The following is a 22,756-nucleotide window of genomic DNA, read 5'->3' on the forward strand; positions in this document are numbered from 1 at the left end:
AGCCCCTGGCGCAATAGCGCAAGGGGCTCTTGCACAAAGATGCTACCCGAGGAAGGACCGAGGTGTCGGCTCCGGAGCCCGCCGAGAACGGCGCGCAGCAGCTTCTGGTGGTCATCGACCCGGTCTCCGGCCGGACCGACGGCGAATCGGTGCGGATCGCGAGAGACGTGCTCAGCGGGGGCGCGGCGGTGAAAATCTGCTTCCCCGAAGGGCCCGACGAGCTGGCGCGGGCGCTGGCCCGGCGCGGCAGCCGGCGCCCCGTGCTGGTGGGCGACGACCGGGCGCTGCTGCGGATGGTCTCGCTGCTCCACCGGGAGCGCGGGCTGACCGCGGGTGCGCTCTCGGTGGTGCCGGTGGGCGCCTCCGTGGAGCTGGCCCGCTCGCTGGGCGTGCCCACGGGCGCGGTGGCGGCGGCGCGGGCGGTGCTGGACGGCGCGGTGCGCAGACTGGACCTGCTGGTCGACGACAGCGACGGGGTGGTGCTGGGCGATCTCCGTATCCCGGCCCTCCCCTCCCTCCCCGGGCATGCGGGAGCCGGGGGCGCGGCCCAGGATCCGGGCGGCGGTACCGGGGTCGCGCCCGCGGTGGCCTCGGTCTGGCACACCTGCCGTTCCCTGGTCCGTACGCTCGTACGCCCCGTCCCGCACGCCCTCGCGGTCCACACGCACCGGCTGCGGGTGGAGGCGGACGGCGTCGTGCTGAGCGATCTGGACGAACCGGTCGAGGCCGTGACGGTACGGTCGCGGGGCGGCCGGGCGGAGGTGGTGATCCGGACGCGCGGCGCGGCCGAACCGGTCAGGGCAAGCGCCCTCTCCGTCACCGTCTCGGGCGCGGACTTCCGCTACCGCGCGGATGCCCGGGTCGCCGGTCCCGTCCGTACCAGGACCTGGACACTGCGGCCGGGCGCCTGGGGGCTGACCCTGCCCCTCGGTACGGGGAACGGGACGGCGGTGGCCGGGGCGTACGCGGGGCCGGGCGGCGGCCCGGGTGGCGGCCGGTCCGGCGGCTGACACCCTTCCCCGCCGGGTCTCCGCCGGGTCGTACGGCTTCTCCCTGGTCAGCGGGCCGGTTACCCTCAGCGTCCGAACAACGCCCGGGGGGACCGGAACACATGCACGGCACGCACGACACGGCGGCAGAGGGGCCCGGACCGGGAGAGAGACCCGGATCGGGAGACGGATCCAGACCGGCGAAGGGGCCCGGACCGGGAGACGGGTCCAGACCGGGCGGCGGCGGGGGCCCGGACGGTGCGGTGGGGGCGGACGTCGCCCTCGACCTCCCCGACACGGCGGAGGCCCTGACCCGCTACCGGACCCGCGCCGGGACCTGGGCGCGCGGCGGGGCGGCGCTGCTGGCCGGCGCCGCGGTCATCGCGCTGGCCGCCCGGGGCCGTGGACTGACCTGGCCCGAGGAGCTGCTGCCGTCCCTGTGCGGACTGGCCCTCTTCGCGCTCGGGCTCGGCCTGGGCGCCCGGCGGCTCGCCCGCCGGATGAGGGACCGCCTGGCGGAGGCGCCGTGGCGGGCCTGCGCCGCCGTCTCCGTACCGCGCGGGCTGCGCGGCGGGACGGTGGTCCTGCGCGACCCGGTCACCGGTGATCTGTGGCCGCTGGCCGTGGTCGCCGTACAGCAGCGCTACCAGCTCGTCGAACCGGGCCCCGGCGGGGTGCTGTGGTGGTGCGGCGACCCCAGGACCGGCGGGGTGATCGCGCCGCCGGGCGGTGCGGAGCTCGTCTGGACGCGTGCGGTACGGGGGGAACGGGCGCGGCAGCGGAACGTACGGGAGGCCGTGGAGCGCGGGCTGCTGGAACGGCCGGCACCGCGCCAGCCCCAGCCCCAGGACCAGTCCCAGCCCCAGGCGACGGCCGCGTCCGCGACTGCGTCGGCCTCCGCGTCTGCATCGGCCTGCGTCTCTGCCTCTGCCTCCGCCTCTGCCTCCGTCATGGCCACATCCGGCCCTTCCGCACCGCCTGTCACACTCGCATCGCCCCTCACGGATTCGGCCGTTCTTTCGCCCACCGCCTCCGCCCGCCGGCCCGTCAGTCTCGCCAAGGCCACCGATCGCCCGGCCCGTACGGGCCGCCACGCCCCGCTCACCTTCACGTACGCGGTCCTCGCCGCCGAGGCGCACCACGCGCACGCCCCCAGGACCGGGCGCCGGCGGTACCCGTACCGGTACCGTCCCGACCTCGACATCCGCGCGGTGCCCTGGTGGCGGGTGCGGACGCTGCGCGAGCTGACCTCGCTGACCGCCGTGTTCCAGAGCCTCGGCGTGGCGGCCGGGATCGGGGTGCTGTGGCTGATCCCGGGCGACGAGACGCCGTGGCTGACCCTGCTGATGGGCGGCATCTGCACGGCTACGGGGCTGACGGCGCTGAGCCGGCTGGTCCGGCGGGGCGTGCCCACGGTGCGCACGCTCGTACGGGCGGCGCTCGCCCCCGTACCCGTACCCAAGCGGTACGTCCTGCTGAACGATCCGTACGGCGCCGGGCCCGTGCTGCTGTTCTTCCCCGCCCACGGCCGGGACGACGACCTGCCGGAGGCGCTGCTCGGCGTACTGCCGCCCGGCACGGGGCGCCGGCCGTGGCTCGGGATGCCCGCCCCCACGGGGGAGGTGGAGCTGCGCGGCTGGCTGGACCCGTCCCCGGCCGTCGTGCCCTGGATCGAGGGCCGGGCGCTGTGGCCCCGGCACCCGTACGAGGAGATCAACCCGAACGACGCCGGGACCCGCGCCTATCTGGAGCTGCTGGCGCCGAACGCGAGCGCGCCGGCCGCCTCGACGGCTCAGGAGACCTAGGGGGTCCGAGGCCCCTCGGTCGCCTCCGCCCTGCGCTTCTCCTGGAGCGCCTGCCAGCGTTCCATCATCGCCATCAGCTCCTCCTGCAGGAACTCGAAGAACTCGGCCGTCTCCGCGATCCGCGCCCCCGCCGGGGTGTCCCGGCCCAGCGACTCCGTGCCCTCGCGCAGCGCGCTCTCCCAGCGGGTGAGCACGGTGTCACGGTGCGCGAACGTCGTGTACCAGACCTCGTTGTGTATCCGGTAACGGTCCCGCCGGGAGCCCGGGTCGCGCTCCCGGCCGGCCATCCCGACCTGGGTGAGGTAGCGGATCGCGCCCGATACGGCGGCGGGGCTGATGCCGAGCTGTTCGCTCAGCTCCGCCGAGGTCAGGGACGCGTCGTCCGAGGCGATGAGGGCGGCGAAGACCCGGGAGGCCGTCCGCTGCATGCCGGCCTCGGTCATCACGGCCGCGAACCGCTCGACGAAGCGGCTCACCGCCGCCGGATTCCGCGACGGAGCATTCTCGTTCGTCGCCTGATCACCCATCGCCTGATCGTCTCCCTGCCGGCCCTCTGCTGCTCCCGCTGCTCCCGCGCGACGTCCCACGTCGGCGCCCCGGGTCCCGGGCCCCACGTCCCGATCTTAACGGACGCTTTTTACGCTTCCTTAACTTCACAACTTTGTGAACGTAGCGTACGTTCCGAAGCATGACGAAGGCAATCAGCGTCGCAGGACTGCACAAGTCGTTCGGCCGGACGCACGCGCTGGACGGCCTCGATCTCACCGTCGAGACCGGTGAGGTCCACGGCTTCCTCGGCCCCAACGGAGCCGGGAAGTCCACCACCATCCGGGTCCTCCTCGGACTCCTGCGCGCCGACTCCGGCGCGGCCCAGCTCCTCGGCCGGAACCCGTGGCGGGACGCCGTCGAACTGCACCGGCGTGTGGCGTACGTACCCGGTGACGTGACGCTGTGGCGCAACCTCTCCGGCGGTGAGGTCATCGACCTGTACGGGCGGCTGCGCGGCCGGATGGACGCGGCGCGGCGGGCCTCGCTGATCGAGCGGTTCGAACTCGACCCGACCAAGAAGGGCCGTACGTACTCCAAGGGCAACCGCCAGAAGGTCGCCCTGGTCGCGGCGTTCGCCTCGGACGTGGACGTGCTGATCCTCGACGAACCGACCTCCGGGCTCGACCCGCTGATGGAGGAGGTCTTCCAGAGCTGTGTCACCGAGGAGCGCGACCGGGGCAGGACCGTCCTCCTCTCCAGCCATGTGCTGAGCGAGGTCGAGGCGCTCTGCGACCGCGTGAGCATCATCCGCAAGGGCGCGACCGTCGAGTCGGGTTCGCTGGCCGAACTGCGCCACCTCACCCGGACGAGCGTGAGCGCGGAGCTGGCGGGGCCGCCCGCCGGCCTCGACCGGCTGCCCGGGGTGCACGACCTCGACGTCCAGGGGCCCCGGGTACGGCTCCAGGTCGACACCGACAAGCTGGACGGCGTGCTGCGGTGCCTGTCCGGGGCGGGGGTCCGCTCGCTGAGCAGTACGCCGCCGACGCTGGAGGAGCTGTTCCTCCGCCATTACGCGGCGGACGGAGCCGTCCCGTCCGGCGGAACCGACGGAACTGACGGGACGATCGAGGAGCGGGTGGCGTCATGACCGCCGACACCGCCACCGACACCAGCCCCGCACGCGTCCCACCCGTGGCCCGTACCGGCGGCTCCCGCCCGTTCGCCGGCACCGGCCCGCTGCTGCGCCTCGCGCTGCGCCGCGACCGGATCATGCTCCCGGTCTGGGTGCTGGTCCTCGGCGGCTCCTTCCTCTCCGTCGCCCGCTCCCTCACCTCGATCGCGGGAACGGCCGCCGAACGCGCCGAACTCGCGCGCTCCCTCGCCTCCAACGGATCGCTGCGCTCCCTGTACGGACCCGTCTTCAGCGACTCGATCGGCGGGCTCACCGCCGTACGGATGACGGCGTTCGGCACGGCGCTCGCCGCCGTGCTCAGCCTCACCCTCGTCGTACGGCACACGCGGGAGGAAGAGGAGACCGGGCGTCAGGACATGCTCTCCGCCGCGATGGTCGGGCGCCGGGCGCCGCTGACCGCCGCGCTGCTCACGGCCCTGATCGCGCAGGCCGCGCTGGCGCTGGTGATCACGGCCGGGATCGCCGGGGCGACCGGCGACACCGCGGGTTCGGCGGCGCTCGGCCTCGCGGTGGGCGGGGTCGGCATGCTCTTCGCGTGCACCGCCGCGATCGCCGCGCAGATCACCGAGAACGCGCGGCTCGCGAAGGGGCTCACGGCGGCGGTCATCGGCGTCGCGTTCGTCCTCAAGGCGGCGGGCGACGCCGCGACCACCGACGGCTCCTCCGTCCTGACCTGGCTCTCCCCGCTGGGCTGGGCCCAGAACGTACGGGCCTTCGCCGACGAACGCCGGTGGGTGCTGCTCCTGGTGGTGGCCGCGGTCGTCGTCCAGGCGGTCCTCGCGTACGCCCTCGCCGGCCGGCGCGACGTCGGCATGAGCTTCCTGCCGGCGCGGCCGGGCCCCGCGGTGGGCCGACTCACCACGGCGGGCGGGCTGGCGTGGCGGCTCCAGCGGGGCAGCGTGTTCGGCTGGGGGGCCGGGTTCCTGCTCAGCGGGATCATGTTCGGCGGGATCACGGACGGCGCGGCCGAGCTGGTCGGCGACAACGAGCGGACCCGCGAGATCATCCAGCGGATGGGCGGCGAACAGGGGCTGACGGACGCGTTCCTCGCCACGATGGTGAGCCTGCTCGGCATGGTGGCCGCGCTGTACGTGGTCGCCTCCGTCCTGCGACTGTACGGCGAGGAGACCGGCGGCCGGGCCGAACCGGTCCTCGCGGGCGCGGTCGGCCGGCTGCGCTGGGCCGCCGGCCATCTGCTGATCGCCTTCGGCGGCGCCGTACTGATCATGCTGCTGGGCGCGGTGGGCCTCTTCCTGGGCTACGGCCACGACCTGCCCGGAATCCTCGGCGCCGCACTCGTCCACCTGCCCGCGATCTGGCTGCTGGGCGCGGTGGCGGTCCTGCTGTACGGGGCGTTCCCGAGGGCGGCCGTGGCGGCGTGGGCGGCGAGCGGACTGGCCCTGGCCCTCGGCTGGCTCGGCCCGGCCCTCGGCCTCCCCCAGGCGCTGATGGACCTGTCGCCCTTCGGCCACCTCCCGAAACTGCCGGGCGCGGAGATGGCATGGACGCCGGTGCTCGTCCTGACGGGGCTGGCGGCGGCGCTGGTGGCGGCGGGACTGGCGGGACTGCGGCGCCGGGATGTGCTGAGCTGAACCCGATGCGCAGCCATGCGAACGGCCCGCTTCGTCCACAGGCTGGGGATGAAGCGGGCCGCCGTGTCACATGCCGTCGTGGCGCATCAGTCGTGGCGCATCAGCGGACGAACTCCGTCAGCTCCTCGGTGTCCAGCTCGATGGAGACGGGACCGGGAATCACGATCTTCTTACCGAAGTCCGCCACCTGGCGGTAGCCATAGCCTTCCGCTGCCGGATCGCTGTGCACCGTGACCGTGCAGCGGTCGCGATCGACCAGCAAGTAGATCGGGATCCCCTTGGCCGCGTACGCGGCCGGTTTCTCCTTGCGGTCCCGTCGATGGGTGTCCCAGTCGTACGAAGTCACCTCGACCACCATCAGTACGCGTGCCGGATCCGCCCAGTCCCCCTGCCCCACGAACGTCTTCTCCGGCGCGAGAACCGCGTCCGGTTTGGCCCGCCCCTGGCGGTATGCCTCGACCAGAAGCCCGATCTCACCACCCGCGTACAGCCACAGGTCCGGTCGGGCCTGGATACAGCGTTTCTGCAGCCACCGGATGATCTCGGCGTGATCGCCGTCCGTCATGCCCTTGATTCCGATCCGTCCGTTGATGAACTCCAACCTGACGGCGTCGGACTCCCGCTCGACGAGCTTGGCAATCCTTTCGAACTCCTCGACGGACATCTGGACCGCGCGCTCTGCCATAACTGTCATGGTGCACCTCCTGTCAGGCGGACACCAGCGTGACCGGCCGACGCTCAGCCGAAACGGTCCTCCCCGATACGATCACCCGTGCGAGTGATCACATGACGAGTACTCGCCACCCCGCACGACCTCCAAGGCCGCTCCGAGCCCCCGGCCTCACCTCGCCCCGTCACCCCGTCACCCCGTTACCCCGGCGTCACCAGCCGCGCCTCGTACGCGAACACCGCCGCCTGTGTCCGGTCGCGCAGCCCCAGCTTCACCAGGATCCGGCTCACATGTGTCTTGATCGTGGACTCCGCGACCACCAGGTGTTCGGCGATCTCCGCGTTCGACAGGCCCTGTGCGATCAGCACCAGGACCTCCGTCTCGCGCTCCGTGAGATCCCCTATCCGGGCCAGCGCCGGGCCGCGCGGGGCGTCCGAGAGTTTGGAGAACTCCGTGATCAGGCGGCGGGTGACCGTCGGGGCCAGCAGGGCCTCGCCGGAGGCCACCACCCGTACGCCGTCCGCGAGCTGCCGTGCCGAGGCGTCCTTCAGGAGGAAGCCGGAGGCGCCGGCGCGCAGCGCCTGGTAGACGTACTCGTCCAGGTCGAACGTGGTCAGGACCAGCACCTTCGCGGCGGAGTCGGCCGCGACGATCTCGCGGGTCGCCTCGATGCCGTTCATCTCGGGCATCCGGATGTCCATCAGGACGACGTCGGGGTGGAGCACCGCGACCTGCCGGACCGCCTCGCGGCCGTTCACCGCCTCGCCGATCACCTCGATGTCCGGCATCGCGTTCAGCAGCACCGAGAAGCCCTCGCGGACCATCACCTGATCGTCGACGATCAGCACCCTGATGCTCATGACGCGTCCCCGTCCCGCACGGCGGCCACCGGAATGAAGGCCGCGACCTCGTAGCCGCCGTCCTCCGTGAGGTCCGCGGTCATCTCGCCGTTCAGCATCGTGACACGCTCCCGCATGCCCGTGACCCCGTGCCCCGCCCCCGGCGACGGCTTGACCAGGCCGCGCGGCGGCGTGTTGACGATGCGCAGGCCCAGACCGCCGAGTACGTACGCCACCTCGACGCGCGCCGTCGACCCGGGCGCGTGGCGCAGCGCGTTGCTCAGCCCCTCCTGGACGATGCGGTACGCCGACAGCTCCACGCCCTGCGGCAGCTCCCGTACCGCGCCGGTGATCGTCTTCTCCACGGTGAGCCCGGCGTCACGGACGTTGTCGATCAGGCCGTCGAGGTCGGCGAGCGTGGGCTGCGGGGCGTCGGGCGCCTCGTAGTCGTCCGCCCGTACGACACCGAGGATGCGGCGCAGCTCGGTCAGGGCGGCGACCGCGTTCTCGCGGATGGTGAGGAACGCCTGCTCCAGCTCGGGCGGCGGGTTCTCCACGCGGTACGGGGCGGCCTCGGCCTGGATGGCGACCACCGACATGTGGTGGGCGACCACGTCGTGCAGCTCGCGGGCGATGGTGGTGCGCTCCTCCAGCAGCGTGCGCCGGCCCCGCTCGACGGCCGTGACGCTCTGCTGCGCGGCGACCTCCTGGTCCGCCTTGCGACGGACCTGGAGCATGCTCACGGCCAGCAGGACGAGCGCGGAGGTGAAGAGCATCATGGCGGAGGTGGAGCCGCCGTAGCTGTACCCGCGGTTGAAGAAGACCTCGGAGAACGCGGCGTACGCGGCGGTCATCGCCCACATCCAGGCGGCGGTGCGCGGGGTGGTGCGGAGGGCCACCACCGTGATCACGAGGAGGTAGCCGACGAAGGAGGTGGGCGTCCAGGGCCAGTCGTGATTGCTGAGGACATTGGTGACCAGGCTGACCCCCAGCGCGGCCCACCAGGCGAGAACGGGCCTGATCAGGGTCAGCAGGAGGGGGAACACCGGCAGGAGTCCGAGCGCACCGGCGCCGCCGCCGTCGATGGAGATGGTGAACATCATCAGCGCCACGGCGACGATGAAGGCGTGCGGGGCCCACCCCGCGAACTCACGTATCCGCGCGGGCACCCGGCGGGTGAAGCGGCCGTCCAGCCGCATGGGCGGCAGCGGGCGGTAGTCGAACGCGCTGTCGAAGAGGTCCAGGCGAAGGCTGCCGTAGGCACCCTTGGCCATGCGGAGCTCGTTGTCCTGGGGCTTCCCGGATTCGGTTTCGGTCACTTCCCCAAGGTAGGGGGGCGGACCGGGCCCGGGCGTCACCAGCAAAGCGGATCCTTCGCCGTCCGTCCCAGGTACTAGAGGCCCTGTTCTCGTACTAGCTACGGCGAGCGGACATGTCTGGGTCTTCACGCGCTCGGCGAGCGCCCGGTAGATGCTGGAGAGGCTGGGGCTGGGTCCCTTGCGGCGGCCGGTGGGGGTGAGGAGGTCGGGCCGGATGCCCTCGAAGGCCCGGGCGGTTTCGCGCGCATCGGCGACGGCGGTCGCGGAACGGATGGTCGTGGCGTCGACGCACATCGTGTCCATCAGGTTCGCCCTGGTCTCCGGCTCGCCAATGCCCGCTCCTGCCTACCCGCCCCTCGTGCCCCGCCCCGAGACCCCCTCATCCGGACGGGCCCGATTACCTCTCTGTCGAACACCCGGAAATCTGTGGCGGCCGGAGTAGACATTGGGCGGTGGTGTGGTTATGGTTTCTCTCGTAGCCGAGATCAACACGGCCCGGCAGAAACGAACTGGCGGGCAGCAGTACACGCAGTCGCAGTGCGCAGGACGGTGCGGTGGTGGAGTTCCGAAGCCAGGTTTGTTGCAGGACGGCGACGGGACTGACGACCGGACCGGGTGGCCCGCAGTGATCAGGGGCCGCCGACAGCACAACCGCGGTTGACGCGGTGTCAGTACACGCAAGTGCAGTTCGCAGTACCAGCAGTGTGATTGTCAGTGGTTCCTCGGTAAAGGCGTCGGCTGCGGGCGCGCGTGCCGGGAGGTTCGGCAGTGGGGTTCCAAGCCAGAGCAGACGCAGGACGGGCGACGGGGCTGGCTGCCGAAGAGTGGCGCTTACTCAGGTCACCAGCAGTTCGCATCACCAGCAGTTCGCTTCACCAGCAGTACAAAGCAGTGTGCAGTTCCCCGTTTGGTAAGTAGTTGATCAAGAGGGAAGAACGGAGGAGCCGAGCGCCATCAGGATCGCCCGGGCGGACGAATCGAGCCCGGGTACCGCAGGACATCGATAGTGAGGTGGTCTCCGGTCAAGCAACCGCGATCCCCGCATTCCCCGTCCTCTCCCGGACGGTCGTGCGGACACAGAAGGCCGGCGCAGGAACAGGGCCGGCAGATGGTGTAGCAGTTCCTTCGGGGCCCTGGTGCCGTACGGCACCAGGGCCCCTCCAGCATGGTTCACAGAGAGGTGCAATGACCGCAGACGACTCGTTCAACCGCATTGATGACGACGACTACCCCGCCTACACGATGGGCCGGGCCGCCGAGACGCTCGGCACCACCCAGGGCTTCCTCCGCGCCCTTGGCGAAGCCCGCCTGATCACCCCGCTGCGCTCCGAGGGCGGCCACCGCCGCTACTCCCGCTACCAGTTGCGCATCGCTGCCCGGGCCCGGGAGCTCGTCGACCAGGGCACCCCCATCGAGGCCGCGTGCCGCATCATCATCCTCGAAGACCAGCTTGAGGAAGCCCAGCGCATCAACGCCGAACACCACCGCCCCGCCGAATCGGCGAATCCAACAGCCGCGTCCTGAGGCGGCTGGGGCCTGCGGTATTCCCACCAGCTTCGCCACTGCTGCTCACGCATGCTGCCCGGAACCTTCAGCGTCCCGGGCAGCACTGCCTTCCACCATGTTTTTCCGGTCAGAGCCCGGAGCCCTGGGTGCCACCCCGGGCCGCAGATGCCTCCCGCCTTGCCCACCAGTCGCCCGAACTGCCCGGGGCCGGCGGCTCGATGTGGTCGTTACGGCACCGGGCCGCCACACGCCCCCCAGGCCGCCGGGCACCGCCGCGCGCTCACCACGCGAGCTGGGCGATCTCCTCCGCCACCACCGCGCACGCGTCCGCCGACGGGTCCACGAGCGGGAAGTGCCCGACGTCCTCCAGCAGCGTCAGCCCGACCAGCTCGCCCGCCAGGCCCGCCGCCTCCACGAACGCCTCGGAGACCTCGTACGGCACGGTGAGGTCCTTACGCCCCTGCACCACCGCCGTGGCGATCCCCGTCGGCAGCAGCGCGGCCGGGTCAGCGCTCTCCCTGCGCTGCTTGAACTCGGCCTCACCGCCGAGGAGTTGGAGCACCGCCCCGCCGCACACCGCCAGCTCGACGGCGCGTGCGAGGTCCGCGATCGGCGCCAGTGCGACGACCCCGCGCAGCGGCGGCGGCTGCGGCAGCCGCCAGGGCGAGCCCTCGGGCAGCACATGGCGGGCCGCCGCCCAGAGGGCGAGGTGGCCGCCCGCGGAGTGCCCCGTCACCACCGTGCGCCGTACGTCGGCCTGCGGCAGCGCGGCGGCGGCGAGCGCGGGCAGGGCGTCCAGGGCGGCGGCCACGTCGTCGAACGTCTCGGGCCAGCGCCCCGCCACCGGGTCGCCGCCGTCCTCGGGAGAGCCGGGCCCGCGCCGGTACTCGACGTTGGCGACGGCGAAGCCGCGCCGGGCCAGGAAGTCCGCGAACGGGGTGAGGTGCCACCGGTCGTACGGCGCGCGCCACGCGCCGCCGTGCAGGACGACGACGAGCGGCACCCGCTCCTGATTGCCCCGGGGAGCGTAGAAGTCGATCACCTGATCAGGGTGTTCGCCGTACGCGGCGGTGGCATCGGGCCGGACGACCGGACGGGCGAGGACCGATTCGGTCTCTGCGGCGTCACGAGCGATGGCGTCGTGCGCGGCGGGGTCCGGCATCTTGCTCCAACCTTTCGGTACGGGGGCCGAATTGACCTGATCAGCGGGGACGCTATCAGCCCGGCGGGCGTCGCTGTCACCGCTGGCCGGACGGCGCCCGCCCTCGGCCCCGGCGGCCACACCCGCCTACCCCTCCGCCCACCCCGCCCCAGGCGCCTCCCCCGGCACCTCGGCCAGCACCTCGCCGAGCACCCGCGCCGCCCGCTCCGCGTCCGCGAAGCCCACGTACAGCGGCGTGAAACCGAAGCGCAGCACGTCCGGCCTGCGCAGGTCCCCGACCACCCCGCGGGCGATCAGCTCCGCCATCACCGCGGGCGCCTCCGCACACCGCAGGGCGACCTGGCTGCCGCGCTCGGCGTGCGCGGCGGGGGTCAGCGAACTCACCCGGCCCGGTGGGGCGTACGCCGCCACGCACTCCAGGAAGAAGTCGGTCAGCGCCAGGCTCTTCGCCCGTACGTCCGCCATCCGCACGTCCGCCCAGACATCGAGCGCGGCGTCCAGCGCCAGCATGGAGAGGATGTCGGGGGTGCCGACCCGGCCGCGTACCGCGCCGTCCGCCGCCGCGAAGCCGGGGGCCATCGCGAACGGGTCGGCGTGCCCGTTCCACCCCGGCAGCGGGGAGTCGAAGCGGGCCTGATGGCGCTCGGCGACGTACAGGAAGGCGGGCGAACCGGGCCCGCCGTTCAGGTACTTGTACGTGCAGCCCACCGCGAGGTCCACCCCGTGCGCGTCCAGGCCGACCGGCAGCGCGCCCGCGCTGTGGCACAGGTCCCAGACGGCGAGCGCCCCGACCGCGTGCGCGGCGGCGGTGATCCCGGGGAGGTCGTGGAGGCGTCCCGTACGGAAGTCGACGTGGTTGACGAGTACGGCGGCGGTGCGCGGGCCCAGCGCTGCGGGCAGCTCGGCCGGGTCGAGAGGAACGATTCGCCTGCCGGTCATCCGGGCGGCGGACCGCGCGATGTAGCCGTCCGTGGGGAAGGTCGTGGCGTCGACCAGCACGTCCGTACGGTTCTCGTCAGCCGTACGGTCCTGGTCGGACGTACGGTTCTCGTCAGTCGTACGGTCCTGGTCGGCGAGGCGTACGGCGGCCACCACCGCCTTGAAGACATTCACACTGGTCGAGTCCCCGACCACGATCTGCCCGGGGCCGGCACCCACGAGCGGGGCGATCCGGTCGCCTGTGCGCTCGGGCGCGGTCCACCAACCCTCCTCGGTCCAGGAGCGGATACCCAGCTCGCCCCACTGACGGGTCATCACCTCCCGCATCCGCTCCGGGACATGGCGCGGCAGCGCGCCCAGCGAGTTCCCGTCGAGATAGACGGATCCCTCGTTGAGGGCGAACAGGTCGCGCAGCGGGGCGAGTTCATCGGCGGCGTCCAGCGCCGCGGCCCGCGCCACCGGTCCGGCCGGGTCCGCCGGTCCGGCCTGCTCGGCCGGCTCGGACATCCGCACGGGCTCAGACATGGCTGCGCGCTGTCCACAGCTCGGGGAACACGTTCTTGGCGGCCCGCTTCTCCAGCCAGGCGACGCCCGCGGAACCGCCCGTACCGGTCTTGGAGCCCATCGCGCGCCGGGTCGCCACCAGATGGTCGTTGCGCCAGCGCCACACCAGCTCGGCGACATCGGTCAACGCCTCGCCGAGGACGACGAGTTCGGCGTTCCCGTCCGGGTCACCGTAGATCCCGGTCCACGCCTCCTCGACCTCGGGCACCGGCTCGTACCGCCGCGCGAGGTCACGGCCGAGCACCGCGTCCGGCACCGGCAGCCCGCGCCGGGCGAGCAGCCGCAGCACCTCGTCGTACAGGCTCGGCTCCTGGAGCGCCTTCTCCAGCTCGGCGTGGACACGCGGCGCGCCCCGGTGCGGGACGAGCATCGACGCGGACTTCTCGCCGAGCAGGAACTCCATGCGCCGGTACATCGCGGACTGGAAGCCGGAGCCCTCGCCGAGCGCGCTCCGGTACGCGTTGAACTGCGCGGGTGTCAGGCGGGCGAGCGGCTGCCAGGAGGCGTTGAGCGCCTCCAGCTCGCGCGCGGAGCGCCGGAGCGCGTCGATCGCGACCTGCGGACGGTCCTCGCGCAGCGCGCGGGAGGCCGTCTCCCACTCGTGGACGATGACGGTGAACCACAACTCCATGACCTGGGTGGTGACGAGGAAGACCATCTCGCCGGGGTCGTCGGAGCGCGGATGCTGCAAGTGGGTGAGAACGTCCGCCTGGACGTAGTCCTCGTACGGGGTCGTCCCGGCGAAATCCAGATTCGGGGCGTCCGAACCGGCTCCGGGGACATCGGGGGTGTACGACATCTCTGTCTCCTCGACATGTGCCGGGTAGCGGTCCGCCCCTTTCCGTCTGTGGCTACGGAGCTCCGGTCCCCTCCCGGCATCATAATCCGGGCCCCCGCCACCGCGCCCGCCCCGCATGCCCCGCCCGCCGGGGCCCCGGCCCCTCTCTTTCGGAGGCCAGGGCCCTCGCGGTCAGAGGCCGGGGCCGTCGACGTACGTTCCGTCCTTGTCGTACGGCCAGGCGTTGGAACGGCAGCCGTCGAGCCCCTTGATCTGCTGCATCATCACCGGGGCGAGCTTGCCGGGCCCGCCGCAGCCGAGGTGCTGCTGGAGGCCGATCTCATGGCCGACCTCGTGGTTGATGATGAGATGCCGGTACTCGGACGGCTCCCCGTCGAACTGCGGCGAGCCCAGCACCCAGCGGCGCAGGTTGACCACGACACCGTCGACGGTCTCGCAGTTCAGTTCGCCGCGCGTGTTCAGCCCCTGGGCGAGGCAGAGCTTGTCGGCGGTGGCCGGGGTGGCGATACGGATGACGAAGTCGGCGCCCGAGGAGACCAGCTGGAAACTGCCCCGGCCGTGCGCGGCCCAGCCCTGCGGGTGGGCGAGGATCTTCTCGATCTCGCCGGCGGCGCCCGCGGCGGAGACGTCGACCCCGTTCTCGACCTGCACGCTGTAGCGGCGCAGCGGTCCCGAGCCGACGGGGTCGCCCTGCGACTGGGCGGTGGTGAAGGTGCCGGGGCCGGAGACCGGGACGTCGGCCGAGGTCGTGGGCGTCGGCGTGGGCTTGGGGGTGGGCTTCGTCTCCGGTGCCTCGGGGCTCCGCGTCGTCTGCGGTTCCGGCTCCGTCCCGGTCGCCGGGGAGGCCGCTTGCGAGGCGCCGCCCTTGGCGCCGTCCCCCTGCGCGTCCGCCTCCGCCTCGGTGCCCGGCCAGGAGGCGACGGCGGCGGCACCGATGATCACGGCGGCGAGGGCGATCCCCGCCGCCACCAGCGGGCGGATCGGCCGGCGCACGCGACCGTAACGGCCCGTGCCCCCGCCGTCACCGCCACCGCCACCGGAGGCGGACGTCCTATGGCGTCCCGGACGGATGGCGGCGCGCTTGCCCAAAACGAATGTCTCCCTGATCGAACCCGGTCGCAGTTGATACCGGTAGCGACATTCGCTCACCTATGCGAAGGCCACGCCCTGAGAGACGGGCGGGGCCTTCGAAGGGTTCCTTCACAAGACACTCATCGCGGGGTTCAGGACACGAGGTGGCTCAAAAGGCACCATCAGGGTGAGACCGGCACCCTGAGACACCCTGAGATACGCACCACGACCTGCTCCGACTCAGTCCGGGAGCCTCCGACCCGCTCCAGGAGCGGCCGGACCCCGTACGTTTTCAGCCGAGGGTGTCCGCGGCGAGCGGTGAGGAGTCGCGCAGGAACGTCGCGCAGCGCTCGTACTCCGCCTCCTCGCCGATCGACTGCGCGGCGCGCGCGAGCGCGTGCAGGGCGCGCAGGAAGCCGCGGTTCGGCTCGTGCTCCCACGGCACCGGGCCGTGGCCCTTCCAGCCGCTGCGCCGCAGGGCGTCGAGCCCGCGGTGGTAGCCGGTCCTGGCGTACGCGTACGACTCGACGACCCGCCCGTTCTCGTACGCACCGTCGGCGAGCTGCGCCCAGGCCAGCGACGAGGTCGGGTACTTCGCGGCGACGTCGGCGGGCGGCGTGCCGTTCGCGAGCAGCTCACGCGGCTCGGGATCGTCGGGCAGTTCGGTGGGGGGCGGTCCCCCCAGAAGGTTTTCGTGGATACCCATGCCTACAGTCTGCCTTGCCGCACCCGGCCTCCGGCCACCGGAACCGGGCCCCTCGCCCCATCCCCATCGGGGCCTGTCCCCCTCGGCCCGTCCCGCTCAGCCGACCCCGCTCAACCCGTCCCGCTCAACCCACCCCGCTCAACCCACCCCGCCCCTCTCCCCGGGCCGGTCCGTCTCCACCGGCGGGGTCAGCCCGCAGTTGACCCGGCACTCGGGCTCCGGTCGCCCGGCCGCCTCGCGCCCCGGCGACCGTACCGTCGCCCAGGCGATCAGCGCGCCCACCACCAGCACCCCCGCGAGCATCGGCATCGCCCGCCGGAACGAGGCGTCGAACTGCGTCGCCGAGCGGTACACCTCCGGCCCCATGCCCGCCAGCAGCGGCAGCGCCGCCACCGCGATCAGGCCCGCCGCGCGGGCCGCCGCGTTGTTGATGCCGCTGGCCAGCCCGGCCCGCGCGATGTCGACCGAGGCGAGGACCGTCGACGTCAGCGGCGCGACCAGCGTCACCATGCCCATCCCCAGCACCACCAGGGCCGGCAGCACATCCGTCAGATAGTCGGCGTGCGGGCCCACGCGCAGCATCAGCCCCATGCCCGCCGCGCACAGCAGCGGCCCCACCGTGAGCGGCAGCCGGGGCCCGATCCGCTGCGCCAGCGCGCCGGAGCGCGCGGAGAGCAGCAGCATCAGCACCGTCGTCGGCAGCAGGGCCGCGCCCGCGCGCAGCGCCGAGTACCCGGAGACGACCTGGAGCTGGAGCGCGGCGAGGAAGAAGAAGCCGCCGAACGCCGCGTACACGCACAGCGTCACCACGTTCACCGAGGTGAACAGCCGGGACCGGAAGATCGACAGCGGCAGCATCGGCTCGGCCCGGCGCCGCTCGACCCGTACGAAGGCCACCGCGACCAGCACCCCCGCCACCCCCGGCCAGACCGTCCTGGCGATGAGCGCGTACGTGACCAGCGCCAGCGCCGCCGCGCCGAGCACCGCGCCCAGCACGTCGAACTTCCCGTGCGCCGCCGGGTCGCGGGTCTCCGGTACGTGGCGCAGGGCCACCGGTACGCACACGGCGGCCAGCGGCACATTGATCAGGAACACCCAGCGCCAGCCGGGCCCGTCCACCAGCCAGCCGCCCAGGAACGGCCCGATCGCCGCCCCCACGCCGCCGAGCCCCGACCACAGGCCGACGGCCCGCGCCCGGTCGTCCGGGTGGAAACTCGCCTGGATGATCGCGAGCGAGCCGGGTACGAGCAGCGCGCCGCCCACGCCCTGGAGGGCGCGCGCCATGATCAGGATGGCCACGTTCGGCGCGATCCCGCACAGCAGCGACCCGAGCGCGAACCACACCACCCCGATGACGAAGACGCGCCGCCGCCCGTACCGGTCGCCGAGCGAGCCGCCGAGCAGGATCAGCCCGGCCAGCGTGACCATGTAGGCGTTGACGGTCCACTGGAGCGCCGCGAGGTCCGCGTCGAGCGAGTCCCCGATGTGCGGCAGCGCGACATTGACGACGGTGGAGTCGAGCAGAGCCATGCTCGAACCGAGCACCGTCGTCAGAATGACCCAGCGTCCCCGGGTCGAGGACAGCCTGATGTCCATACGGGGATCATCCCCGCACCGCCCCCGGAAAGCGACCCGGCGACGGCGGCTGCGCCGCGTTCCGTACACGCGTCGGGCCCGGCACCGTAGGAACGGTGCCGGGCCCGACCCACAGGAAGTTACTTGAGCTTGGTGCCCGTGGAGCGCAGCGCGGCGCACGCCTCGGTGACGCGCTTGGCCATGCCGGCCTCGGCCAGCTTGCCCCAGGTGCGCGGGTCGTACGTCTTCTTCGAGCCGACCTCGCCGTCGACCTTCAGCACGCCGTCGTAGTTGCGCAGCACGTGGTCCGCGACCGGCCGCGTGAAGGCGTACTGCGTGTCGGTGTCGAGGTTCATCTTCACGACGCCGTTCTCCAGCGCCGTGGCGATCTCCTCGGCCGTGGAGCCGGAGCCGCCGTGGAAGACGAAGTCGAACGGCTGGCTGCCGGCGGCCTTGCCGTACTTGGCGCCGACGCCGTCCTGGAGGTCCTTGAGCAGCTCGGGACGGAGCACGACGTTGCCCGGCTTGTAGACGCCGTGGACGTTGCCGAAGGACGCGGCCAGCAGGTAGCGGCCCTTCTCGCCCAGGCCCAGGGCCTCGGCCGTACGCAGCGCGTCGTCGACGGTCGTGTACAGCTCGTCGTTGATCTCGTGGGTGACGCCGTCCTCCTCGCCGCCGGTCGGGGTGATCTCGACCTCAAGGATGATCTTGGCGGCGGCGGCCTGGGCGAGCAGTTCCTCACCGATGGCCAGGTTGTCCGCCAGCGTCTCGGCGGAACCGTCCCACATGTGCGACTGGAAGAGCGGGTTACGACCGGCCTTCACGCGCTCGGCGGAGACGTCGAGCAGCGGACGGACATAGGCGTCGAGCTTGTCCTTGGGACAGTGGTCGGTGTGGAGCGCGACGGTGATGTCGTACTTGGCGGCGACGATGTGCGCGAACTCGGCGAGGGCGACCGCACCGGTCACCATGTCCTTGTTGTACTGGCCGCCCAGGAACTCAGCGCCACCGGTCGACATCTGGATGATGCCGTCGCTCTCGGCCTCCGCGAAGCCGCGCAGCGCGGCGTGCAGGGTCTGGGACGAGGTCACATTGATGGCCGGGTAGGCGAACTTGCCTGCCTTCGCCCGGTCCAGCATCTCGGCGTAGACCTCGGGGGTTGCGATGGGCATCGGGCCGCTCCTTGTGATGTGCGGGTGTGAGGTGCTTGTCCCTGACCTGGGGGCGACATCGTCGTCGGCCCCATCTTTCCAGACTCTCCCGTGAGGTCCACGGTGAGTACCGCGGTGGGTACCGCGGTGGGTACGGCGGCGAGTACGGCACGGGCCTCTGTCGGCCGTTTCACGTGAAACGGCCGACAGCCACCGGAGTCGACGGGAAACTCCAGGTCAGAGCCCCAGCTCGTCGAGTGCGTAGACGTTGAGGTAGGGCAGCCCGGCCGCCGCGACGGCCGGGGCCGCACCGCGCTCCACGATGACGGCGACGGCGACGACCTCGCCGCCCGCCTCCCGTACCGCCTCGACGGCCGTCAGCGGGGAGCCGCCGGTGGTCGAGGTGTCCTCGACCACCAGGCAGCGCCGGCCCTTGACGTCCGTGCCCTCGATACGGCGCTGGAGGCCGTGCGCCTTCTGCGCCTTGCGGACGACGAAGGCGTCGAGCCGCTGCCCGCGCGCTGCGGAGGCGTGCAGCATCGATGTCGCCACCGGGTCGGCACCCAGCGTCAGCCCGCCCACGCAGTCGAAGTCCAGCTCGGCGGTGGCGTCCAGCATGACCTGACCGACCAGCGGTGCGGCGTGCCCGTCCAGCGTGATCCGGCGCAGGTCGATGTACCAGTCGGCCTCGATCCCCGAGGAGAGGGTCACCTTGCCGTGGACCACGGCCTTGTCCTTGATCAGTTGGAGCAGCTCAGCCCGTACGTCAGTCATGCCCATGAGCTTAAGCCGTCCTCCGCCCGGTCCTCAGAGGCGTCGCCACTGCCAGGTGGTGACGATCTCCAGCGGCTCCAGGGGGGTGACCAGCCGGGGCGCGGAATTCAGCCCGTTCGGCGGTCCCGACTGCGGCTCGACACAGACCGCCTCGGCCTGCTCGTCGTAGATCACGGCCCACTCGGCGGGGCTCGTGACCTTGAGTTCGAGCTGACCGGGCCAGGTCAGCGTGGCGGCGACCCCGTCCGGCATCCCGAAGCAGTCGTCCCAGGGGCCGGGGCGCGGCGGGATCCGGTGGCCGGTGGGGAGGTGGTCCTGGCCGCGCTCCTCCTGCCAGTCGGCGGCGAAGTCGAGCCGCACGCCGCCCTCCGCCGCCGCCGTGCCGTCACCCGGTCCGCCGTCCCCGTCCCTGTCTCCGTCCCCGTCCCCGTCCCCGAGGGTGCGGAGGAACCACGGGTGCCAGCCCGCCTGCGCGGGGAAGGACGTCTCGTACGTCTCCACCCCGAGCCGGAGGGTCAGCGAGTCCGGGGCCAGTTCCACGACCTGCGTCACCAGCCCGCTGTACGGCCACGGCTCGGCCAGGTCGTAGGTGAACGCCGCCTCGCTCTCGCCCGCCCGCGCGGTACGCCAGGCCGTGTCCCTGCCGGTGCCGTGGATGGCGTGCGGCGGGGAGTTCAGGGGCATCTGGTGAATCACGCCGCCGTTGCGGAACTGTCCGTGCTCGATCCGGCCGCACCACGGCACCATCGGGAAGCAGCCGTACCGCTCCCCTTGGCGCAGCAGTTCCGTCCCGCCGATGCGCAGACTGCTGATCCGGCAGCCGTTCGCCGGAGTGATGGTCAACTCGGCGTCGCCCGCCGCCAGTCGGATGCTCTCTTCGCTGCTACTCACACGCCGACACTACTTGCGCCGCCGCAGCGCGCGGCCGACCACCACGGCGGAGGCGAGCGCGAGTGCGGCGGCGGGCGCGATCCAGCGGAGCGCGCCACCGCCCTCGGCGGCGTCGGGCGCGGGCACCGGCGCGTACCGGCCGCGCGGCGGCGCGTGGTCGACCTCCTCGGCGCTGCGCCCGATCATCGTCCGCCTGGCGTGCGCGGCCTCGGCGGGCGGCTCCTCGAAGGGGACGTCGGGGATACGGAAGTCACCCTCACCGGAGGTGGTCGCACCGTCGAGCGAGGGCGGCTCCACCTCGACGTCGAAGACGGAGGCGGCGTCATCGGCATCCGGGGTCGATGCCGCGTCCGCGTCGGATACGGCATCCGCGTCCGAGCCCGCGTCCGGTTCCGAACCGGCCTCCGGGTCCGAACCGGCCTCCGCGTCCAATACGGCCTCCGAGTCGGCATCCGCGTCGGGGCCTTCCCCGGGGGCGGGCTCCTCCGGAGCCGACTCGTCCCCCAGCCGCGCGACGAACCGGTCCAGCAGCCGCTGGCCCGCCGCCGTCACCGCCCCGGCGTCCAGCTCGGCCAGCCGGCCGTCCGCGCGCGCGCCGCCGGTGAACGTGACGGTCGTACCGCCGGGGGCGTCCGTCAGCCCGATCATGAGCGTGAGCTTGGCGGAGCCGGTGCCCCGGACCTCCGTGCCCACCGCCTCGATCTCGAACCGCCCGTCCCGTTCGGCGAGCGTCAGCGCGCCGCGGTAGGTGATCGTGTGGCCGCCGATACGGACCTTGAGCCGCCCGGAGAGCGGCCCGGCCGACGCGTCGGCGTCCTGCTGAAGCCCTGGAACGCACCGCGCGACCCGGGCGGGGTCCCGCAGCGTCTGCCGAAGGGTCTCTGCCGAAACCGGAACGAACACCTCATGCTCCATGGAAGCCGAGCCTACTCAGAGGTCGCCGCCGAGGCAGCCCCTTTGCCCCACACCACGCACAACGCCCCCACACCACAGCACCCACCCCTTCCCTCACACTCTCCCCAGCACCCTCTTCCCTCCCTCTCTCCTCCCTTTCCCCCTACCCGCCGTACCGGGGATGCACCAGTGTCGACGGCGGCAGCCCCGGCACCCTCGTACGCTCCACGCCCCGCCGGCCCGCCGCCAGCAGAGCCGGTGTCGGCGACCGCAGCCTCGGCGCGTCCTCCGCCAGCCCGAGCGCGGGCCGCGCACCCAGCCCCGCCAGCTCGAACCCCCAGTCGCTCACCTCCGGTCTGCCGTCCTTCACCCGGTCGGGCCCCGCCGCGAAGCCGGAGGGGCCTCCCGTGGCGCGGTAGGGCGTCGTACCGAACCCGGCGGCGCGCAGCGTCGCGTCCACCGTCCAGTACGTACGCGGGTCGGTCGCGGGCGACCCGGCGTGCACCGCCAGCCGCCCGCCCTTCGCGAGGACGCGCGAGGCCAGCCCGTAGAACTCCTCGGAGTAGAGCTTCGTACTGGCGGTGATGCCGGGGTTGGGAAGGTCCGAGATGACCACGTCGTACCCGCCCGCCCCGGCCCGATCCGCCCCCCGCAGCCAGGTGAACGCGTCCGCCGACACCTCCCGCAGCCGCGGATCCTCGTACGCGTGCCCGTTCAGCTCCGCCAGCGCCGGGTCCGTACGCGCGAGGCGGACGACGCCCGGGTCCAGCTCGACCAGGGTGACCGTGTGCACGTCCTGGTAGCGCAGGACCTCGCGCGCGGCCAGCCCGTCGCCCCCGCCGAGGATCAGCACGCGCGCATGGGGCCCGCGCATCGCGGGGTGCACCAGCGCCTCGTGGTAACGAAACTCGTCGCGCCCGCTGACCCGCAGCCGCCCGTCCAGATACAGCTCCAGCGGCTCGCCCGCCCCGTCCCCTCCCGCGCCCTCCCCCTCTCCCGTGAGCACCACTTCCTGGATGTCGGTGTGCAGGGCGACCCGCACCCCGTCGCCGTAGAGCGCGCGCCGCGCCGCCCGTTCGAAGTCGTCGACCTCGACGGCCGCCGTGGCCAGCACGGCGAGCACCAGCACATTGACCGCCAGCAGCAGCCGGCGCGACCGCCGCGTCAGATCGCGCCCGAAGAGCCACAGGACGAGCGCGGCGCCCGCCACCGCGTTGACCGCGCCCGTGACCAGCGCGCCCGTGAGCTGTCCGAGCCAGGGCAGCAGCAGGAACGGGAAGGCGAGACCGCCGACGAGCGCCCCCACGTAATCCGCGGCGAACAGATCCGCGACCGTCCCCTCCGCGTCCTGCCGGGAGAACCGCTGGATGAGCGTCATCAGCAGCGGGATCTCGGCGCCGATGAGCACGCCGATGGCCAGCGAGAAGCCCACCAGCGCGTACCGCGACTCGCCCACCCACACGAAGCTCATGTACAGCACCAGCGCCGAACAGCCGCCCAGCAGCGCCAGCGCCGCCTCCAGCAGCCCGAAGCCGAAGGCCGCCCGGCAGCGCAGCCGCTTCGCGAGGAGCGAGCCGACGCCCATCGCGAAGACCATCACCGAGAGGACGACGGACGCCTGGGTGACGGAGTCCCCGATGAGATACGAGGCCAGCGCCACCAGCTCCAGCTCGTACACCAGTCCGCACGCGGCGCAGACGAAGACGACGGCGAGGATCATGAACCGCCCCGCCCCCGCGCGCACGGGCAGCCGTGTCTCACCCTGGGGCGGCGAGGACACGGACTGCTCGATCATGTCCGTAACGCTACGTCACGAATTCATTGCGGTT

The 22,756-nt window shown here is 72.6% G+C and carries 20 protein-coding genes; 5 read left to right on the plus strand and 15 right to left on the minus strand.

Annotated features, from left to right (window positions below):
- Positions 1-62: 62 nt before the first annotated feature.
- Positions 63-1,010: a diacylglycerol kinase family protein gene (locus ACIBJC_RS28405; protein WP_399297198.1), complete on the plus strand. Its 948-nt coding sequence runs from the start codon at positions 63-65 to the stop codon at positions 1,008-1,010.
- Between the two features lie 242 nt (positions 1,011-1,252).
- A complete protein-coding gene (locus tag ACIBJC_RS28410) occupies positions 1,253-2,794 on the plus strand; it encodes a hypothetical protein (RefSeq protein WP_399297200.1) in 1,542 nt (513 codons plus the stop codon).
- Here the strand turns inward: ACIBJC_RS28410 and ACIBJC_RS28415 are convergent.
- Positions 2,791-3,321: a GbsR/MarR family transcriptional regulator gene (locus tag ACIBJC_RS28415; RefSeq protein WP_399297202.1), complete on the minus strand. Its 531-nt coding sequence runs from the start codon at positions 3,319-3,321 to the stop codon at positions 2,791-2,793. The genes ACIBJC_RS28410 and ACIBJC_RS28415 overlap by 4 nt on opposite strands.
- Before the next feature lie 161 nt (positions 3,322-3,482).
- Here ACIBJC_RS28415 and ACIBJC_RS28420 point away from each other — a divergent pair, with 161 nt between their 5' ends.
- Together ACIBJC_RS28420 and ACIBJC_RS28425 are read left to right on the plus strand one after the other, a co-directional pair.
- On the plus strand, positions 3,483-4,430 hold the full coding sequence (locus ACIBJC_RS28420) for an ATP-binding cassette domain-containing protein (RefSeq protein ID WP_399297204.1): 948 nt from the start codon (positions 3,483-3,485) through the stop codon (positions 4,428-4,430).
- Positions 4,427-6,067, plus strand: a complete 1,641-nt coding sequence (locus tag ACIBJC_RS28425) for an ABC transporter permease (RefSeq protein ID WP_399297206.1) — start codon at positions 4,427-4,429, stop codon at positions 6,065-6,067. The genes ACIBJC_RS28420 and ACIBJC_RS28425 overlap by 4 nt, the downstream gene beginning before the upstream one ends.
- A gap of 100 nt (positions 6,068-6,167) precedes the next feature.
- Here the strand turns inward: ACIBJC_RS28425 and ACIBJC_RS28430 are convergent, their stop codons facing one another.
- From ACIBJC_RS28430 to ACIBJC_RS28440, 3 genes are all read right to left on the minus strand, one after another.
- Positions 6,168-6,761, minus strand: a complete 594-nt coding sequence (locus ACIBJC_RS28430; protein ID WP_399297208.1) for a Uma2 family endonuclease — start codon at positions 6,759-6,761, stop codon at positions 6,168-6,170.
- Positions 6,762-6,937: 176 nt separating this feature from the next.
- Positions 6,938-7,597: a response regulator gene (locus ACIBJC_RS28435; protein ID WP_399297210.1), complete on the minus strand. Its 660-nt coding sequence runs from the start codon at positions 7,595-7,597 to the stop codon at positions 6,938-6,940.
- Positions 7,594-8,850 (minus strand): sensor histidine kinase, encoded by a 1,257-nt coding sequence (locus tag ACIBJC_RS28440; protein ID WP_399297341.1) that lies wholly within the window; start codon positions 8,848-8,850, stop codon positions 7,594-7,596. The genes ACIBJC_RS28435 and ACIBJC_RS28440 overlap by 4 nt, the downstream gene beginning before the upstream one ends.
- A gap of 1,230 nt (positions 8,851-10,080) precedes the next feature.
- On the opposite strand from ACIBJC_RS28440, the gene ACIBJC_RS28445 reads away from it, so the two are divergent.
- Positions 10,081-10,419: a MerR family transcriptional regulator gene (locus ACIBJC_RS28445; RefSeq protein WP_399297212.1), complete on the plus strand. Its 339-nt coding sequence runs from the start codon at positions 10,081-10,083 to the stop codon at positions 10,417-10,419.
- A 262-nt stretch (positions 10,420-10,681) separates the two neighbouring features.
- On the opposite strand, the gene ACIBJC_RS28450 is transcribed toward ACIBJC_RS28445, so the two are convergent.
- The 11 genes from ACIBJC_RS28450 to ACIBJC_RS28500 form a co-directional block, all read right to left on the minus strand.
- Positions 10,682-11,563 carry an alpha/beta hydrolase family protein gene (locus tag ACIBJC_RS28450; protein WP_399297214.1) on the minus strand — a complete coding sequence of 294 codons (882 nt, stop codon included), beginning with the start codon at positions 11,561-11,563 and terminating at the stop codon, positions 10,682-10,684.
- A 126-nt stretch (positions 11,564-11,689) separates the two neighbouring features.
- Positions 11,690-13,009 (minus strand): kynureninase, encoded by a 1,320-nt coding sequence (gene kynU / locus ACIBJC_RS28455; RefSeq protein WP_399297343.1) that lies wholly within the window; start codon positions 13,007-13,009, stop codon positions 11,690-11,692.
- 10 nt (positions 13,010-13,019) lie between these two features.
- Positions 13,020-13,865: a tryptophan 2,3-dioxygenase family protein gene (locus ACIBJC_RS28460; protein WP_399297216.1), complete on the minus strand. Its 846-nt coding sequence runs from the start codon at positions 13,863-13,865 to the stop codon at positions 13,020-13,022.
- A gap of 171 nt (positions 13,866-14,036) precedes the next feature.
- Positions 14,037-14,858, minus strand: a complete 822-nt coding sequence (locus ACIBJC_RS28465) for a DUF3152 domain-containing protein (protein ID WP_399297218.1) — start codon at positions 14,856-14,858, stop codon at positions 14,037-14,039.
- A gap of 370 nt (positions 14,859-15,228) precedes the next feature.
- Positions 15,229-15,642, minus strand: coding sequence for a DUF3151 domain-containing protein (locus ACIBJC_RS28470; RefSeq protein ID WP_399297220.1), 414 nt, complete (start codon positions 15,640-15,642; stop codon positions 15,229-15,231).
- A 138-nt stretch (positions 15,643-15,780) separates the two neighbouring features.
- The gene (locus tag ACIBJC_RS28475) at positions 15,781-17,238 is read right to left on the minus strand and encodes an MFS transporter (RefSeq protein WP_399297222.1); all 1,458 of its coding nucleotides are present in this window, start codon (positions 17,236-17,238) and stop codon (positions 15,781-15,783) included.
- Between the two features lie 119 nt (positions 17,239-17,357).
- Positions 17,358-18,389: a class II fructose-bisphosphate aldolase gene (gene fbaA, locus ACIBJC_RS28480; protein WP_329824186.1), complete on the minus strand. Its 1,032-nt coding sequence runs from the start codon at positions 18,387-18,389 to the stop codon at positions 17,358-17,360.
- Between the two features lie 216 nt (positions 18,390-18,605).
- On the minus strand, positions 18,606-19,142 hold the full coding sequence (pyrE, locus tag ACIBJC_RS28485; protein WP_329824187.1) for an orotate phosphoribosyltransferase: 537 nt from the start codon (positions 19,140-19,142) through the stop codon (positions 18,606-18,608).
- Between the two features lie 33 nt (positions 19,143-19,175).
- Positions 19,176-20,033: an aldose 1-epimerase gene (locus tag ACIBJC_RS28490; RefSeq protein ID WP_399297225.1), complete on the minus strand. Its 858-nt coding sequence runs from the start codon at positions 20,031-20,033 to the stop codon at positions 19,176-19,178.
- Positions 20,034-20,042: 9 nt separating this feature from the next.
- Positions 20,043-20,948: an SRPBCC family protein gene (locus ACIBJC_RS28495; protein WP_399297227.1), complete on the minus strand. Its 906-nt coding sequence runs from the start codon at positions 20,946-20,948 to the stop codon at positions 20,043-20,045.
- A gap of 142 nt (positions 20,949-21,090) precedes the next feature.
- On the minus strand, positions 21,091-22,722 hold the full coding sequence (locus ACIBJC_RS28500) for a polyamine aminopropyltransferase (protein ID WP_399297229.1): 1,632 nt from the start codon (positions 22,720-22,722) through the stop codon (positions 21,091-21,093).
- Positions 22,723-22,756 lie beyond the last annotated feature (34 nt).

Origin of the sequence: Streptomyces sp. NPDC050509 (assembly GCF_044457965.1) — a bacterium.
Classification (GTDB): Bacteria; Actinomycetota; Actinomycetes; order Streptomycetales; family Streptomycetaceae; genus Streptomyces.

What these genes read in the sequence shown, in the direction of transcription:
- fbaA (WP_329824186.1), bottom strand. Translation starts at nt 18,389, where the DNA reads ATGCCCATCGCAACCCCCGAGGTCTACGCCGAGATGCTGGACCGGGCG.
- ACIBJC_RS28435 (WP_399297210.1), bottom strand. Translation starts at nt 7,597, where the DNA reads ATGAGCATCAGGGTGCTGATCGTCGACGATCAGGTGATGGTCCGCGAG.
- ACIBJC_RS28475 (WP_399297222.1), bottom strand. Translation starts at nt 17,238, where the DNA reads ATGGACATCAGGCTGTCCTCGACCCGGGGACGCTGGGTCATTCTGACG.
- ACIBJC_RS28495 (WP_399297227.1), bottom strand. Translation starts at nt 20,948, where the DNA reads ATGGAGCATGAGGTGTTCGTTCCGGTTTCGGCAGAGACCCTTCGGCAG.
- ACIBJC_RS28500 (WP_399297229.1), bottom strand. Translation starts at nt 22,722, where the DNA reads ATGATCGAGCAGTCCGTGTCCTCGCCGCCCCAGGGTGAGACACGGCTG.
- ACIBJC_RS28420 (WP_399297204.1), top strand. Translation starts at nt 3,483, where the DNA reads ATGACGAAGGCAATCAGCGTCGCAGGACTGCACAAGTCGTTCGGCCGG.
- ACIBJC_RS28440 (WP_399297341.1), bottom strand. Translation starts at nt 8,850, where the DNA reads ATGGCCAAGGGTGCCTACGGCAGCCTTCGCCTGGACCTCTTCGACAGC.
- ACIBJC_RS28460 (WP_399297216.1), bottom strand. Translation starts at nt 13,865, where the DNA reads ATGTCGTACACCCCCGATGTCCCCGGAGCCGGTTCGGACGCCCCGAAT.
- pyrE (WP_329824187.1), bottom strand. Translation starts at nt 19,142, where the DNA reads ATGACTGACGTACGGGCTGAGCTGCTCCAACTGATCAAGGACAAGGCC.
- ACIBJC_RS28425 (WP_399297206.1), top strand. Translation starts at nt 4,427, where the DNA reads ATGACCGCCGACACCGCCACCGACACCAGCCCCGCACGCGTCCCACCC.
- ACIBJC_RS28445 (WP_399297212.1), top strand. Translation starts at nt 10,081, where the DNA reads ATGACCGCAGACGACTCGTTCAACCGCATTGATGACGACGACTACCCC.
- ACIBJC_RS28450 (WP_399297214.1), bottom strand. Translation starts at nt 11,563, where the DNA reads ATGCCGGACCCCGCCGCGCACGACGCCATCGCTCGTGACGCCGCAGAG.
- ACIBJC_RS28430 (WP_399297208.1), bottom strand. Translation starts at nt 6,761, where the DNA reads ATGACAGTTATGGCAGAGCGCGCGGTCCAGATGTCCGTCGAGGAGTTC.
- kynU (WP_399297343.1), bottom strand. Translation starts at nt 13,009, where the DNA reads ATGTCCGAGCCGGCCGAGCAGGCCGGACCGGCGGACCCGGCCGGACCG.
- ACIBJC_RS28470 (WP_399297220.1), bottom strand. Translation starts at nt 15,642, where the DNA reads ATGGGTATCCACGAAAACCTTCTGGGGGGACCGCCCCCCACCGAACTG.
- ACIBJC_RS28415 (WP_399297202.1), bottom strand. Translation starts at nt 3,321, where the DNA reads ATGGGTGATCAGGCGACGAACGAGAATGCTCCGTCGCGGAATCCGGCG.